A 14,163-nucleotide genomic window follows, 5' to 3' on the forward strand; every position below is an offset into this window, starting at 1 on the left:
TCAGGCTCCGCTCGCCGGTAGGACGACGGTGAAGGTGCTGCCCCGGCCGGGCTCGCTGGTCAGCTCCAGCGTCCCACCGAGCAGGGTCACCAACCGCCGCGCGTACGGCAGGCCGAGGCCGGTGCCGCCGACCCGGCTGGCCCCCGGCACCTGGTAGAACTCCTCGAAGATCCGTTCGTGCAGCTCGGGGCGGATGCCGACGCCGGTGTCGGAGACCGACAGGCGCCACCGCTCGTCGTCCCGCTGCGCGGTCATCCGCACCTCGCCGCGCTCGGTGAACTTGAGCGCGTTGTGCAGCAGGTTGCGCAGCACCTGGGAAAGCAGCACCTCGTCCGAGCGGAGCACGGCCGGCGCCGGCGGCTCCTCCACCACCAGCTCGACGGCCGACCGGTTGGTCAGCGCCCGCAGCGTGCCGCGCAGCTGGCCGAAGACCGCCCGCAGGTCGACGTCGGCCCACTCCGGCTCGATCCGCCCGGACTCCGCCTTGGCCAGATCCAGCAGGGCGTTGACCAGGGAGAGCAGGTCGGCCGCCGAGGCCCGGATCAGCTCCACCTGCTCGGACTGCTCGGGGGTGAGCGGGTCGGAGGCGGAGTCGGTGAGCAGCCGCCCCAACCCGATGATCGCGGTCACCGGGGCGCGCAGCTCGTGGCTGACGTTGGCCAGGAAGCGGCTCTTCGACTCGCTCGCCGTCCGCAGCTGCGCCGACTTCTCGTCCAGCTCGGCGTAGAGCGCCACCACGCCGCGGTTGGTCTCCTCCAGCTCCTCGGAGAGCTGGGTGTAGAGCGCCATCACGCCCCGGTTGGTCTCCTCCAGCTCGGCGTTGAGCACCGCCAGCTCGTCGCGCTGGCTGCGGACCTCGTCCAGCGCGGCGATGAGCTGCTCGTTCTGGGTGGCGAGCTCGTCCAGGGCACTGCCGGGCGCGCTGTGCCCGAGCTCGGCGCGCAGCTCGGCCAGCCGCGCCTCGGTCAGCGCCTGGGCGGCGGCCGGGACACGTCGGGACATCCTCACGACCGTATCCCCCTCCTCGCTGGTCACACCCAGTGTGTCCACCAAATGCGCCACGGCGCCCGACTGGGGCTCGTACCGGCCGCCGGGCAGGGGGCTGGCCGGGGTGAGGTCGACACGCAGCGCGCGGCGACCGTCCGGTCCGTGCACCACGTGGAAGGCGACGTCCGCGCCGCCGACGGTACGCAGCAGGTCACGGGCGACCTCACTGAGCGCGGTGGCGAGCCGGACCTGGTCCTGGTGCTCCAGACCGACGGCGGCGGCGACCTCCCGGCCGCGTTGGCGGACGAGGAAGATGTCCTGCTCCACCCGCAGCGCCATCTGCAGCAGCGGCTCGCCGGCGCTCATGCCGGTGTCCTCGCCGCCAGGACGCAGGCGTCGTCGCGGCGGATGCCGGCGTCCCGCAGCAGGGTCGCGGCGAGCACCAGCGGAGATCGCCCGGTCAGCCCGGGATAGTCGCCGATCCGCCACCGGTCGACCACGCCGTCGCTGTGCATGACCAGGGTCGCCTCGGGTGGGAAGGCGTAGTCGTACTCCCGGACGGACGGTCGCTGGTGACCGGCGATGCCGGGCAGCGAGACCAGGCCCCGCCGCTCGTCGGCGGCCCCGAGGACGACGCCGGTGATGTTGCCGAGCCCGGCGTACCGGAGCACGCCGGCCGACTGGTCCAGCTCGGCCACGGCCAGGGCCGCGCCCCGGGTGTGCGTCATCGCGCGGTGCAGGTGCTGCACCACGGTGGCGGGCGGGGCGGCCGGCGCGGTACGGAAGGCGGCCAGTGCGGCGTCGGTGGCCGCGCCCGCCAGTGCCCCGTGCCCGAGGCCGTCGCAGACCAGCACCTGGTACCGACCCTCGGCCACCCGTACGGCGTGCCCGTCGCCGCTGACCTGCTCGCCACTGATCGGCCGGGTCAGCCCGGCCGCCCAGGCGGGGCGCGCCGGCGCGGCCTTCGGCCACACCTGCACGGCGAGGACGGTGCCCTTGCCCGGCCAGGACCAGGCGTCGTACCAGCTGGCCTGGCGGCTGATCGCGCCCAGGCCGATGCCGAGGGTGCCGGCGGTGGAGTGGCCGTCCCGGGAGGAGACGGTCAGGTCCGTCATGCCGGGGCCGGAGTCGATCGCGATCAGCTCCACGCCGGCGTGGTCGCCGTCGCGGACCGGCCGCAGCAGCAGCAACCCTTCCTCGGCGTGCTTGACCAGGTTGCTGGTCAGCTCGGCGGCGACGATGGCGAGTTCGGCGACCCGGTCGGGGTGCAGGCCGAGCTGCTCACCGAGGCGTTCGGCGGCCCGCCGCGCGGAGCTGGCGGCGCTGCTGTTCTCGACCCGGAACCAGCTGCCGGGGTCGGGAACAGCGTGGATGTTCACCGGGACCACTTGGTGACGGTGATCCGGGTGCCCTCGCCGACAACGGTCTGGATGTCGAAGTCGTCGACCAGGCGTCGGGCCCCGCTGAGGCCCAGCCCGAGGCCGCCCCCGGTGGTGTAGCCGTCGGTCAGCGCGAGGTCGAGGTCGGGGATGCCGGGGCCGGTGTCGGCGAAGACCACCCGTACGCCCCGGCGCCGGCCGTCCTCGACCACCGTCACCTCGGCACCGCCGCCCCCGCCGTAGATCAGCGTGTTGCGGGCCAGTTCGCTGGCCGCGGTGACGAGCTTCGTCTGGTCGACCAGGGAGAGCTTGGCGGCCACCGCGACGGTACGCACCAGCTGCCGGACGCGGACGACGTCCTCGTCGCTGCCGATCGCCTGTTCCTTCGGGCCCAGGTCGACGCCCGCGGTCATGGTGATGTCGCCGCCGTTCCCGACTCCACGTCCTCCGGATCGTCGTCGAACCCGCGGTCGTCGTCCGCCCGGCTCGCCGCGATCAGCTCCATTCCGCGCTCGACGTTCAGCGCGGTCCGGATGCCGTGCAGCGACAGGCCCAGCTCGACCAGCGTGATGGCGACCGCAGGACGCATCCCGACGACCACCGTCTCGGCGTCGAGCACCTTGGAGATCGAGGCGATGGTGGAGAGCATCCGCCCGACGAAGGAGTCGACGATGTCCAACGCCGTGATGTCGATGATCACGCCGTGGGAGCCGGTGGCCACGATCCGCTCGGCCAGATCCTCCTGGAGGGCGACGGCCGTCTGATCGGACATGTCGATCTGGATGGAGACCAGCAGGATGTCGCCGATCTTCAGGATCGGCACCCGCTCCATCACGCCTCCCGGCGCGGGTGGCGGCGAGCGGTCTCGACGCCGGTGAGCCGCAGCACGTGCCGCAGCGCGTCGGCGAGGCTGGCCTTGGTGGCGATGTCCCCGAACTCGATGCCGAGGGCGACGATGGTCTGGGCGATCTGCGGCCGGATGCCGGAGATGATGCAGTCGGCACCCATCAGCCGGGCGGCCACCACCGTCTTGAGGATGTGCTGGGCGACCTGCGTGTCGACGGCCGGCACACCGGTGATGTCGATGATCGCGTACGGCGAGCCGGTGTCGACCAGGGTCTGCAGCAGCCGCTCCATCACCACCTGGGCGCGGGCCGAGTCGAGCGTGCCGACCAGCGGCACGGCGACCACGCCGTCCCAGATCTTGACCACCGGGGTGGAGAGTTCGAGCAGCTGCTCGGCCTGGTCGGCGATCAGGCCCTCGCGGGCCTGCACGTACGTCTCGAAGGTGGACAGGCCCATCTGGTCGACCACGCCGTTGAAGGCGAGGACGTCGCGCAGCGACAGCGCGCCGTCGCCGCCGTCGGCCAGCTCGACCAGCACCTCCTTGAGCGCGTAGATGCTGACCGCGGTCTCGGTGGCGGAGAAGCCCTGCCGGGCCCGGTTGCGCGACAGCTCACCGAGCACGGCCCGCAGTTCGGCGGCCGACTCGGAGGAAATGTCCGCGAGCCCCCGGGCACCCGCATTGATCATGCTACGGTGCAACTCCTGCACCTGAAGGCGCAGTTCCGCCTGGCTGAGCCGGCCACGCAACGAGGTCGCGACCAGCTCCGTCCAGCGCTGGACGATCCGCTCGGCATGCTCAGTAAGCAGGCCGGCGAGCCGGTCACCCTCTTCCGTGGTCATCGCCATGGTTACCTCCTCTGAGCTGGGCCGGCCGGACTCTATCACCGCCGACTGGCGCGGTACTTGCCACGAGGCAAAGAAATGATCAGGCACACCGGATCACACTCCCGTTCTGCGTGTTCGGGCGTTCGTGGGATACCGTTCCACCGATAACAGGAGGTCCGAATGTCCTTGACGGTGCACACGGAACAGCGCGGCGACGTGGTCGTCGTCTCGGTCGCGGGCGAGCTCGACATGGCGACCGCACCGCAGCTGCAGGACCAGATCACCGACCTGCTCGACAAGGGCCGCAGCCGTCTCGTGTTCGACCTGGCCGACGTGTCGTTCTGCGACTCCACCGGCCTGTCGGTCTTCGTGCGCGCGAAGAACAGCTGCGACGAGGCCGGCGGCGTGGTCCGGCTGGCCGCTCCACAGCGCGGCGTGCTGCGCATCCTCGAGGTCAGCGGTCTGGTCGAGGTGCTGCACACGTACCCGACGGTCGAGCAGGCCGTGGCGGGCGACCCGACACCGGCCTCCTCCTGACCGGTTCTCCTCAGCGCTCGTCCTCGATGAAGCGGGGACGAGCGATCACCATGCCTGCGGTCGTCTGCACGGCCAGCGCGGCGACCAGGAACCCGAGCGGGGCCGTCCAGCCCCCAGTCGCCTCGTAGAGGATGCCGACCAGCAGCGGCCCAAGGGCGGCGATCACGTACCCGGTGCTCTGCGCGAAGGCGGACAGCGCCACGGTGCCCTCGGCGGTCCGGGCGCGCAGGCCGATGGTGGTCAGGATCAGCGGGAACGCGCCCTGACCCAGGGCGAGCAGCAGGACCCAGAGCGGCGCGAGGCCGTGCGGCGCCAGGGCCAGACCGAGGTACGCGGCCGCGGAGAAGGCGGTCAGCGCCAGCACCAGCGGTCGTAGCGTCCGCAGCCGGCCGGCCAGGGTCGGCATTCCCAGCGCGACCGGCACGCCGAGCGCGGTCACCCCGGCCAGCAGCAGTCCGGCGGCCTCGGGGCGGTAGCCGGCGTCGCGGAAGAGCTGGGCCAGCCAGCCCATGATCGCGTACCCGCTGAGCGACTGCGCGCCGAAGTAGACCGCCATGGCCCAGCCGAGCCGGGTGCGTTCCGGCCGGATCCGCACCCGCGCGGCGGGGGCCGCCGTCGGGGCCGCGGCCCGCCGGGCGGCGCGGGCCCGCAGCGCCAGCGGCACCCACGGGAGTACGGCCACCGCGGCCAGCCCGGCCCAGACGCCGAGCCCGGCCCGCCAGGAGCCGAAGGCGTGCGCGACGGGCACCGCGGAGGCGGCGGCCACCGTCGTGCCCACCGTCAGAGCCATCGTGTACGCCCCGGTGACCAGCCCGGTGCGGTGCGGGAAGTGCTGCTTGACCAGCATCGGCAGCAGGATGTTCGCCACCGCGATGCCGGCCAGCGCGAGCGCGCTGGTGAGCACGAAGACCAGCGCGGAGTCGGTGGCCACCCGGAGCACCTGCCCCACGGTGAGGGCGAGCATCGCCACCACGAGCACCCGGGCCGGCGGGTAGCGGCGGACCAGCCACGGGGTGAGCGCGCCGAGACCGGCGAAGGCGATCGTCGGCAGGGTGGTGACGAAACCGGCCATCGTGCCGGAGAGCGCCAGTCCGGTGCGCACCTCGTCGAGGAGGGCGCCCAGGCTGGTCACCGCGGCGCGGAGGTTGAGCGCGACCAGCAGCATCCCGACCAGCACCAGCGCACCGCCGCGGGCCGCCGAGGGCCGGCCGGCCGGAGGCGCGACGGCGGCCGGCGCGGGCCCGGGCATCACGTCGGCGGTGCGCGCGCCCGGGTCGGCGACGGGGGCCTCGGCCTCGGTGCAGGTGGGTGGCGGGGTCATGACCTCGAACCTACAATCATGGGATGAATTTCGGCAGCAGGTGTAACCGGTGACACCCACCGTCGATTCCGTCGCCGTGCCCCCGCGCGGCCACCGGGTACGCCAGACGATCGAGCAGCTCAGGGAGCGGATCCTGGGCGGCGAGTGGCCGGTCGGCGGGCGCATCCCGACCGAACCGCAGCTGGTCGCCGCGCTCGGGGTGGGGCGGAACACCGTCCGCGAGGCGGTCCGCGCGCTGGTGCACGCCGGGGTGCTGGAGTGCCGGCAGGGCTCGGGGACGTACGTGGTCTCCACCGACGAACTGGCCCCGGTGGTGGCCCGCCGGCTCACCGACGACCGGATGGCCGAGGTGATCGAGGTCCGGCGCGCCTTCGAGGTGGAGGCCGCCCGGCTGGCCGCGCTGCGCCGTACCCCGGAAGACCTGGCGGCGCTCGACGCCGCGCTCGCCACCCGGGAGGCCGCCTGGCGCTCGGGCCGGGTGGCGGAGTTCGTGGAGGCCGACGCGGCGCTGCACACGGCGGTGGTGGCCGCCGCCCACAACGGCATGCTCGCCGAGCTCTACGCCTCGGTCGGCACGGCGCTGCGCAGCACGGTCGCGCACGCCATGGGGGACGCGCTGGAACCCGAGCGGTACGTCGACCACGGTCGGCTCGTCGCCGCGATCCGGGACGGCGATCCGGCCCGCGCGGCGATCGAGGCCGGTGCTTTTCTGGAGCCGCCCTCCGGGGCATAGGTTGTGCCGGACCTCGAAAACCGGACAGCACGGGAGTACGGATGCTCAAGGGCTTCAAAGACTTCATCATGCGCGGCAACGTCGTCGACCTCGCGGTCGGCGTCGTCATCGGTGCCGCGTTCACGGGCGTGGTGACCGCCTTCACGACCTCGTTCCTAAAGCCGATCATCAAGCTGGTTGGCGGCGGCGAGGACCAGTTCGCCGGCGCCTGGGAAATCAGTCAGGGCAACTTCATGGACTGGGCCGGGTTCATCAACGCGCTCATCACGTTCCTGTTGACCGCGGCGGTGCTCTACTTCCTCGTCGTCTTCCCGATGAACCGGCTCGCGGAGCGCCGCAAGCGGGGCGAGGAGCCGCCGCCCTCGGCGCCGAGCGAGGAGGTCAAGCTGCTGACCGAGATCCGGGACGCCCTGGTCGCCGCCGGGCACACCACCCCCGGGCAGCAGCGGGGCGCGCTGGACGACGTCCTCGGTCGGCGTACGGAGCCGCCCGCGCCGCGCTGACGCGACCACATGCACATCGGCCCCTGTGGGAATCCCACAGGGGCCGTCCCGTGTCGTACACATGTTCGATAGAGTCCGGCCATGGAACAGCGCAAGCACTGGTGGAACGGCAAATGGGGGCGGCTGGCCCGGCGGGACGTCTTCCTCCGGGTGGACGCCGACCGCTGGCACGTCGAGCAGCGGGCCGGCGGTGCGGAGGGCGTCTCCCAGTTCTACGAGTACGGCAGCGCGGAGGAGGCCGAGGAGACCGTCCGGGCCCTGCTGGAGGGGACCGACGGCTGGCGGGAACTCTCCCCGCGCCCGCCGAGCGCCTGGGCCCCGCCGAGCACCGGCGTTTAGCGGCGCGCCGGCCCGGGAACCGCCCGGGAATGAAGCAGCAGGGCACCGAGCAGCAGGCGGCCATCTCCCGGGTCACCACCGGCATGCGGGTCATCGACACGGCCGGCGTCGACGTCGGCACCGTCGACCTCGTGCAGCGGGGTGACCCGAACGCGGTGACCGTGCAGGCGCCGACCGCCGACCCGGGCGGCAGCCTCGACGAGCTGATCGAGTCGGCCGCGGTGGAGGAGCCGGACGTGCCCGCCGACCTCGCCGCCCGGCTGCTGCGTACCGGCTATCTCAAGGTCTCCACCGAGCTGGCCCGCACCGGCGCGGTCTACGTGCTGGCCGACCAGATCGCCGCCGTCACCGACGGCCAGGTACGCCTCGGCGTCGGCGTCGGCGACCTCCCCCCGGAGGAGTAACCGCCCAGTCGTGGTGACGTGGGGACGTGACGATCGGGCTTCCTCGGCTGACGCGACCCACCACAGGTGTGGTCGACGCGCTACAGACCTGATGACGTGGACGACTCAAGGCTGGTCTTCGGCGTCCGACACCCCGTGAGTCGTTTACGTCATCAGGTCGACAGCCAGTTCGGTAGGCACTCGGCACCCGAGGCGGCCCCGCCCCGACACGCGCCAGCAGCCCCGGGCGCCACGCTCCGGCGGCCGGACATGCGCGGCCCGCGAACGACACCCTGGACCGGGCGACGGAGTTCGCGGCGACCGTCGAGCGGCACGTCTCCGGCGTGCGATTGCGGGTGATGGCGGTGGACGTGACGGTCAGCGCCTCGTGACCTCGCCGACCTCGGCCGGCGTGGCCGGATGCGACCCGCTCCCGTCCGACCCGCTCCCGTCCGACGGCGCCGGCACCGTGGCCGGGGCGGCCGGGCCGGCCGGCGGCGACGCGGCACGCCGGCGGAAGAGCAGCAGCATCAGCCAGCCGGCGAGCAGGCCCCAGAACGCGCCGGCCACCCCGAGCAGGCTCACCCCCGACGCGGTGACCACGAAGGTCACCACCGCCGCCTCCCGGCTCTCCGGCTCGGCGACCGCCGCGGCGACCGCCGCGGCCAGCGCGCCGAGCAGCGCCAGCCCGGCCACCGCCTCGATCAGCACCGGCGGGGAGAGCAGCACCAGCGCGGTCGCCACCCCCGCCCCCAGCCCGAGCAGCGCCAGCCCCAGGCCGGCGGTGACCGAGGCGATCCAGCGCCGCTCCGGGTCCGGGTGGGCGTCCGGCCCGGCCGCCAGGGCGGCGCTGATCGCCGCGAGGTTCACCGCGTGCCCGCCGAGGGGCGCGCCGAGCGCGCTGGCCAGCCCGGTCACCCGCAGCGCCGCGGTCAGCGGCGGCTGGTAGCCGTAGCCGCGCAGCACCGCCGTACCGGGGACGTTCTGGGCGGCCATGGTGACCAGGAAGAGCGGCAGCGCCAGCCCGACCAGCGCCGGCACGGTGAATACCGGCGCGGTCAGCTCGACCACCGGCCGGAACCCGCCGACGCCCCCGGCCGGCGAGGTGAGCGCGATCGTCACCGCGGCCACCACCAGCGCCGCCGGCACGGCCCAGCGCCGGGCGAACCGGTGCAGCACCAGCCAGGTGACGATCACCGGTACGGCCAGCCGGGGCACCTCGACCAGCGCCCGCACCGGGGCGGTGCAGAGCGGCAGCAGCACCCCGGCCAGCATCGCCGCCGCCACCGGGCCCGGGATCGCGGCGACCGCCCGACCCAGCACGGGAAAGAGACCCGCCGCCACGATGAGCACCCCGCAGAGCAGGAACGCGCCGACCGCCGCGGGCCAGCCGCCGGGAACCGGGCCGGTGGCGACCAGCAGCGCCGCGCCCGGGGTGGACCAGGCGATCGCGATCGGCATCCGGTGCCGCAGTCCCAGCCAGAGGGCGCAGAGCCCGGACGCCACGCTGACCGCGAGCAGGCCGGAGGCGGCCTGGGCCTCGTCGGCGCCGACCGCCCGCAGCCCCGCCAGCACCACCGTGAACGAACTGGCGAAGCCGACCAGGGCGGTCACCACGCCGGCCAGCACCGGCTGCAGCCGTCCCGCCATCACCGCACCCCCCGTCGTCGCGGCCACCCTAGCGGCGGCCCACCAGCAGGCCGCGCCCCTCCACCGACCCGCCCACGAGCCGGGAGCGGGCCGCTCAGCCCAGCGGGCGGGACGGAACGCGGTGCCGCACCGCCCACAGCGCCGCCTCCGTGCGCGACGCCGAGCCCGTCTTGCGCAGCAGATTCGACACGTGCACGGTGACCGTGCGGACCGAGATGCCGAGCGCGCGGGCCGCCTGCTTGTTGGACATCCCGGCGACCAGGCAGCCGAGCACCTCCACCTCCCGGCCGGTCAGCTCGGCGTCGGGCGGGGCGGCCGGGCGCGGCGCCGGCGGCCGCAGGTGCTCCGGCAGCGGCCGCTCGGCCAACGCCTCCAGGCCCCGGCCGGCGTGCGCGGCGAGCAGCTCGGTGAGCGCGTACGGGTTGCCGCCGGTGCGTCGCCAGACGGCGGTGGCGATCCGGTCGGTGGGGCGGGTGCCCTCGTACACCTGGGTCAGCACCTCAGCCACCTCGGCCACCCCGAGCGGGCCGAGGTGCTGGCGCACGGCGCCGCGTACCCCGCAGAGCCGGGACAGGACGCGGACGGCGAGGTCCGGCGCGACCGCGTCGGCCGGCGGCCGGCTCGCCACCACCAGCAGGGCCGGCAGGTCACCGGCGGTGGCCAGCTCACCGACCAGGTTGAGGCTGGCCGGGTCGAGGGCGTGCAGGTCCTCCACCACCAGCACGGCCGGGCCGGCGCCGACCAGCCGCCGAACGGTCCGCACGGCCAGCCGCAGCAGGGTGCCGGGGGCGTAGCGCTCGCGCGGCGCGGTGGGCTGCTGGGCGAGCCAGGCCAGCGCGTCCGGCGGCAGATCGAGACCGCTGGTGTCGCGGCCGCTGAGCACCGCCGCCAGCCAGTCGTACGGGGCCGGGTCGTGCAGCCGCGCGGCGCCGGACAGGACCACCGCCGGGTGGGGCGAGAAGCCCTCCACGGCCGCCGCGACCAGCAGACTCTTGCCCACCCCGGCCGCCCCGGTGATCACCGTGACGGCGGGCGAGGGACGGCCCGCCTCGACCAGGGTGGACCACGCCCGGTCGAGCTCGGCACGCTCGCCGGCGCGTCCGACCATGGACACCGGCATCATTTCTGCCACCCTACGCACTAGTGCGTAGAGACGGATCAAGGGTGTTCTTGGCAAGCTGGTGGCATGACGCTGATCCTCCGCTCGGCCATCCTCAACGACGTCGGCCTGGTCCGCACCAACAACGAGGACTCCGCCCTCGCCGGTGACCGCCTGGTGGCGGTCGCGGACGGCATGGGTGGGCTCCCCGCCGGTGAGGTGGCGAGCGAGATCGTCATCCGCATCCTGGACGAGCTGGTCCCGCCGACCGTCGCCGACGAGGCCGCCGAGGCGCTGCGCGCCGTGGTCGCCACCGCCAACCAACGCATCCGCGCCGCCATCTCCGCCGATCCGACCCGCGACGGCATGGGTACGACGCTGACCGCCGGCCTGCTCGCCGGGGACACGCTGGTCCTCGCCCAGGTCGGCGACTCCCGCTGCTACCTGCTGCGGGACGGCGAACTGACCCAGCTCACCCGGGACGACACCTTCGTGCAGGCGCTGGTCGACCAGGGCGCGCTCTCCCCCGACCAGGCCCGGCACCACCCGCAGCGGTCCCTGGTGACCCGCGCCGTGCAGGGCGCGGACGCCCCACCGGCGATCGGGGTGCTGACCATGTTCGTCGGCGACCGGCTGCTGCTGTGCAGCGACGGCCTCTCCGACTACGTGGAGGACGCCGCGATCCACGCCGCGCTGACCACGTACGGCGACCGCCAGCTCTGCGGCGAACAGCTGGTCAAGCTCGCCCACCAGGCCGGCGCGCCGGACAACGTCACCGTGGTCGTCTCCGACCTGACGGAGGGCTGAACCGGACCAATCGGGTTGCGGCGGACCGCCGGTCGGGTTGGGATGGACGGATGCTCATCCGTCGCCTGGCCGCCGAGGAACGCCTGACCACCAGCTTCCCGCTCCAGGCGTACGCCTTCGAGGCGTCCCCGCTGAGCAGCGAACGGGTGGAGGCGTTCCATCGGTACCTGCCGTACAACAAGGGCAACCGGACGCTCGTCGTCGACGAGGGCGGGGAGACGCAGGCGGCGGCGAGCGCCATCCCCATGCGGCAGAACCTGCGCGGGCGGGTGCTGCCGATGGCCGGCGTGGCCGGGGTGGCCACCCACCCGCTGGCCCGTCGACGGGGTCACGTCCGGGCGCTGCTGCACCAACTCCTCGACGAGATGCGCGACGAGGGGCACCCGCTGACCGCGCTGTACCCGTTCCGGGCCGGCTTCTACGAGCGCTTCGGCTACGTCGGGCTGCCCCGGGCGCGGACCGCCCGGTTCTCCCCCGCCGACCTGGACCCGCTGCTCCGGGCCGAGTTGCCCGGCGAGGTGACCTGGGAGCGGATCGGCGCCGGCTACGCCGGCTACCGGGCGTTCACCGAACGCTGCGTTCGGGAGCGGCACGGCTTCGCGATCTTCCCGGAGTTCCGCGCCGTCGGGCTGCGCGATCGCGACGACCGCTGGCTGGTCACGGCCCGGATCGACGGTACGACGTTGGGCGCGCTCACCTACCGCATCGACGACCACGGCGGCGAGCTGCAGGGCGACGACCTGCTCGTCACCGACCCGTACGCCCGGGCGCTGCTGTTGCAGTTCCTCGCCCGGCACGTCGACCAGGTCGACCGGATCACCCTCCAGGTCCCCGCCGACGAGCTGCCCGAACTCTGGCTGACCGACCTGGCCGTACACGTCGAGGCGCGGGTCTCCCGCCCGGGCTCACCCGCCCCGATGGCCCGCCTGCTGTCCCTGGACGCGCTCGCCGGCCTCCCCGCCGGACCGGGCCGGGTCCGGGTCGAGCTGGTCGGCGACCGCTGGCTGGCCGGCACCCACCTGCTCGACGGCACCACCGGCCACCTGGAGCTGACCAGCGGCGGCCCGGCGCCGTCGGCGACGCTCACCGCCACCGGGCTCTCCGCCCTCGCGTACGGGGTCCTGGACCCGGCCGAGGTGGACGTCCGAGGGCTGGGCTCGATCGGCCCGGACGCGGCAGCCGAACTGCGCCGCCTCTTCCCCCGCCACCTCCCCTACCTCTTCGCCGACTTCTAACCCCCTCCCGGACCCCGCGCCGCCGGGCGCCCGCACCAGGCGTCAAGATCCGCGCAGATTCAGAGAAAGCGTGATCCACTTTGTTTGCGGCGTGTCGCGCTCTCCCGAGGCGGGGATACCGCGACACGCCGCAAAGCGCGTGGACCAACCGCGCGGGCAACGCAGCACACGACCCCGCCGCGCCCTTGCCGCCTCACGGCCGGCGAGGCGAGTGGATCAATCGGCGGAGCGCGGTTTAGCGGTGGGTTAAGCCTGGGCAGAGGAATCGCCGCGGACTGCGCGCGCCTCTAGCATCGGCGGGTGCGCGTGAGATCCCTTGTCTGCCTGCTCGCCCTCGGTGTCGCCACCGCCACCCTGCCCGCCTGCGGCGGAAGCGGGGACGGCGCGGCCCCCGTCGCGCGGTCCACCGTGGAGGCGACCGCCCCGACGGTGAGCCCGTCTGGTGGACCTCCGGCCCGCAGCGGCCTGGGCGGGCCGGGAAGGAGCGCGTCCCCGAAGCCGTCGAAAACCGCCGGCTCACCACTGCGGGCGGGCAACCCGAACGGCGGCGCCACGGTCCCGGCCGAGGCGCGGGCGGTGGACACCTCCCGTCCGACCAGGACAGTGGGCACGGGTACCCCGGCGAGCTGCACCTCGGAGGCGGTGGTGCGGGCGGTCGCGGCGGGCGGGATCATCACCTTCGACTGCGGTCCCGACCCGGTGACGATCCGGATGAAGGCCACCGCGAAGGTCCGTAACAAGGTCGGGGCGCGGATCGTGCTCGACGGCGGCGGCAAGGTCACCCTCTCCGGCGGGGGCGAGCGGCGCATCCTCTACATGAACACCTGCGACCCTGCGCAGGGCTTCACCACGTCGCACTGCCAGAACCAGGACCACCCGCAGCTCACCGTGCAGAACCTGACCTTCGCCGACGGCAACTCCACCGGCGAGCGAGCCGAGGGCGGCGGGGGCGGCGCGATCTTCGTACGCGGCGGCCGGGTCAAGGTGGTCAACTCGCGCTTCACCGGCAACCGTTGCGACCGGACCGGCCCCGACCTGGGCGGCGCGGCGCTGCGGGTGCTCAGCCAGTACGACAACAAGCCGGTGTACGTGGTGAACAGCACCTTCACCGGTGGGGTCTGCGCCAACGGGTCGGCACTGAGCAGCATCGGCGTCTCCTGGACGGTGCTGAACAGCGTCTTCACCGGCAACAAGGCGGTCGGCAGCGGCGCCAACCCGGCCAAGGCGGGCACCCCCGGTGGCGGCAGCGGTGGCGCGATCTACTGCGACGGCAACGAGTTCACCGTGCGGATCGCCGGCACCCTCATCGAGAACAACCACGCCAACGAGGGCGGCGGAGCGATCTTCTTCGTCAGCAACAACCGCACCGGCACTATGAAGATCGAGCGCTCGACCCTGCGCCGCAACCCCAGCGACGGCTTCGAGACCCAGGGCCTCCCCGGCATCTTCTTCCTCGGCGCCCGCCCACCCACGATCACCTCCTCCCGCCTGAGCTGACCCGCCCGTCGATCATGAAGTT

The 14,163-nt window shown here is 73.7% G+C and carries 16 protein-coding genes; 8 read left to right on the forward strand and 8 right to left on the reverse strand.

Annotated features, from left to right (window positions below; translation table 11 throughout):
- The 5 genes from FHX75_RS15110 to FHX75_RS15130 are packed head-to-tail and all read right to left on the reverse strand — an operon-like array spanning position 1 to position 4,058.
- Complete coding sequence (locus FHX75_RS15110) at positions 1–1,353, reverse strand: sensor histidine kinase (protein WP_154940499.1); 1,353 nt, start codon at positions 1,351–1,353, stop codon at positions 1–3.
- Positions 1,350–2,366: a SpoIIE family protein phosphatase gene (locus FHX75_RS15115; RefSeq protein ID WP_425463513.1), complete on the reverse strand. Its 1,017-nt coding sequence runs from the start codon at positions 2,364–2,366 to the stop codon at positions 1,350–1,352. Before FHX75_RS15115 ends, FHX75_RS15110 begins: the two co-directional genes overlap by 4 nt.
- A complete protein-coding gene (locus tag FHX75_RS15120) occupies positions 2,363–2,779 on the reverse strand; it encodes an ATP-binding protein (protein ID WP_154940503.1) in 417 nt (138 codons plus the stop codon). Before FHX75_RS15120 ends, FHX75_RS15115 begins: the two co-directional genes overlap by 4 nt.
- Complete coding sequence (locus tag FHX75_RS15125) at positions 2,776–3,198, reverse strand: STAS domain-containing protein (RefSeq protein WP_154940505.1); 423 nt, start codon at positions 3,196–3,198, stop codon at positions 2,776–2,778. Before FHX75_RS15125 ends, FHX75_RS15120 begins: the two co-directional genes overlap by 4 nt.
- Positions 3,198–4,058 (reverse strand): STAS domain-containing protein, encoded by an 861-nt coding sequence (locus tag FHX75_RS15130; protein WP_154940507.1) that lies wholly within the window; start codon positions 4,056–4,058, stop codon positions 3,198–3,200. Before FHX75_RS15130 ends, FHX75_RS15125 begins: the two co-directional genes overlap by 1 nt.
- A 159-nt stretch (positions 4,059–4,217) precedes the next feature.
- On the opposite strand from FHX75_RS15130, the gene FHX75_RS15135 reads away from it, so the two are divergent.
- Positions 4,218–4,574: an STAS domain-containing protein gene (locus tag FHX75_RS15135; protein WP_088959356.1), complete on the forward strand. Its 357-nt coding sequence runs from the start codon at positions 4,218–4,220 to the stop codon at positions 4,572–4,574.
- A 10-nt stretch (positions 4,575–4,584) separates the two neighbouring features.
- On the opposite strand, the gene FHX75_RS15140 is transcribed toward FHX75_RS15135, so the two are convergent.
- Entirely contained in the window at positions 4,585–5,823 is a 1,239-nt protein-coding gene (locus FHX75_RS15140; RefSeq protein WP_154941976.1) for an MFS transporter, read from the reverse strand.
- A gap of 121 nt (positions 5,824–5,944) precedes the next feature.
- Here FHX75_RS15140 and FHX75_RS15145 point away from each other — a divergent pair, with 121 nt between their 5' ends.
- The 4 genes from FHX75_RS15145 (at position 5,945) to FHX75_RS15160 (ending at position 7,874) form a co-directional block, all read left to right on the forward strand.
- Positions 5,945–6,628, forward strand: a complete 684-nt coding sequence (locus FHX75_RS15145; RefSeq protein WP_154940509.1) for a FadR/GntR family transcriptional regulator — start codon at positions 5,945–5,947, stop codon at positions 6,626–6,628.
- A 41-nt stretch (positions 6,629–6,669) separates the two neighbouring features.
- Positions 6,670–7,131 carry a large conductance mechanosensitive channel protein MscL gene (mscL, locus tag FHX75_RS15150; RefSeq protein WP_154940511.1) on the forward strand — a complete coding sequence of 154 codons (462 nt, stop codon included), beginning with the start codon at positions 6,670–6,672 and terminating at the stop codon, positions 7,129–7,131.
- An 81-nt stretch (positions 7,132–7,212) separates the two neighbouring features.
- Entirely contained in the window at positions 7,213–7,470 is a 258-nt protein-coding gene (locus tag FHX75_RS15155; RefSeq protein ID WP_088959360.1) for a hypothetical protein, read from the forward strand.
- A 29-nt stretch (positions 7,471–7,499) separates the two neighbouring features.
- Entirely contained in the window at positions 7,500–7,874 is a 375-nt protein-coding gene (locus tag FHX75_RS15160; protein WP_154940513.1) for a hypothetical protein, read from the forward strand.
- A 357-nt stretch (positions 7,875–8,231) separates the two neighbouring features.
- On the opposite strand, the gene FHX75_RS15165 is transcribed toward FHX75_RS15160, so the two are convergent.
- Positions 8,232–9,503, reverse strand: a complete 1,272-nt coding sequence (locus FHX75_RS15165; protein WP_154940515.1) for a benzoate/H(+) symporter BenE family transporter — start codon at positions 9,501–9,503, stop codon at positions 8,232–8,234.
- Between the two features lie 94 nt (positions 9,504–9,597).
- A complete protein-coding gene (locus tag FHX75_RS15170) occupies positions 9,598–10,626 on the reverse strand; it encodes a LuxR C-terminal-related transcriptional regulator (protein ID WP_154940517.1) in 1,029 nt (342 codons plus the stop codon).
- A gap of 63 nt (positions 10,627–10,689) precedes the next feature.
- Here FHX75_RS15170 and FHX75_RS15175 point away from each other — a divergent pair, with 63 nt between their 5' ends.
- The 3 genes from FHX75_RS15175 to FHX75_RS15185 all read left to right on the forward strand — a co-directional run bounded on the left by FHX75_RS15175 (position 10,690) and on the right by FHX75_RS15185 (position 14,141).
- Entirely contained in the window at positions 10,690–11,409 is a 720-nt protein-coding gene (locus tag FHX75_RS15175) for a PP2C family protein-serine/threonine phosphatase (protein WP_154940519.1), read from the forward strand.
- 50 nt (positions 11,410–11,459) lie between these two features.
- Positions 11,460–12,644: a GNAT family N-acetyltransferase gene (locus tag FHX75_RS15180; RefSeq protein ID WP_154940521.1), complete on the forward strand. Its 1,185-nt coding sequence runs from the start codon at positions 11,460–11,462 to the stop codon at positions 12,642–12,644.
- A gap of 300 nt (positions 12,645–12,944) precedes the next feature.
- Positions 12,945–14,141, forward strand: coding sequence for a hypothetical protein (locus tag FHX75_RS15185; protein ID WP_154940523.1), 1,197 nt, complete (start codon positions 12,945–12,947; stop codon positions 14,139–14,141).
- Positions 14,142–14,163 lie beyond the last annotated feature (22 nt).

The sequence above is a fragment of the Micromonospora palomenae genome, assembly GCF_007829925.1.
Taxonomy (GTDB): Bacteria; Actinomycetota; Actinomycetes; order Mycobacteriales; family Micromonosporaceae; genus Micromonospora; species Micromonospora purpureochromogenes.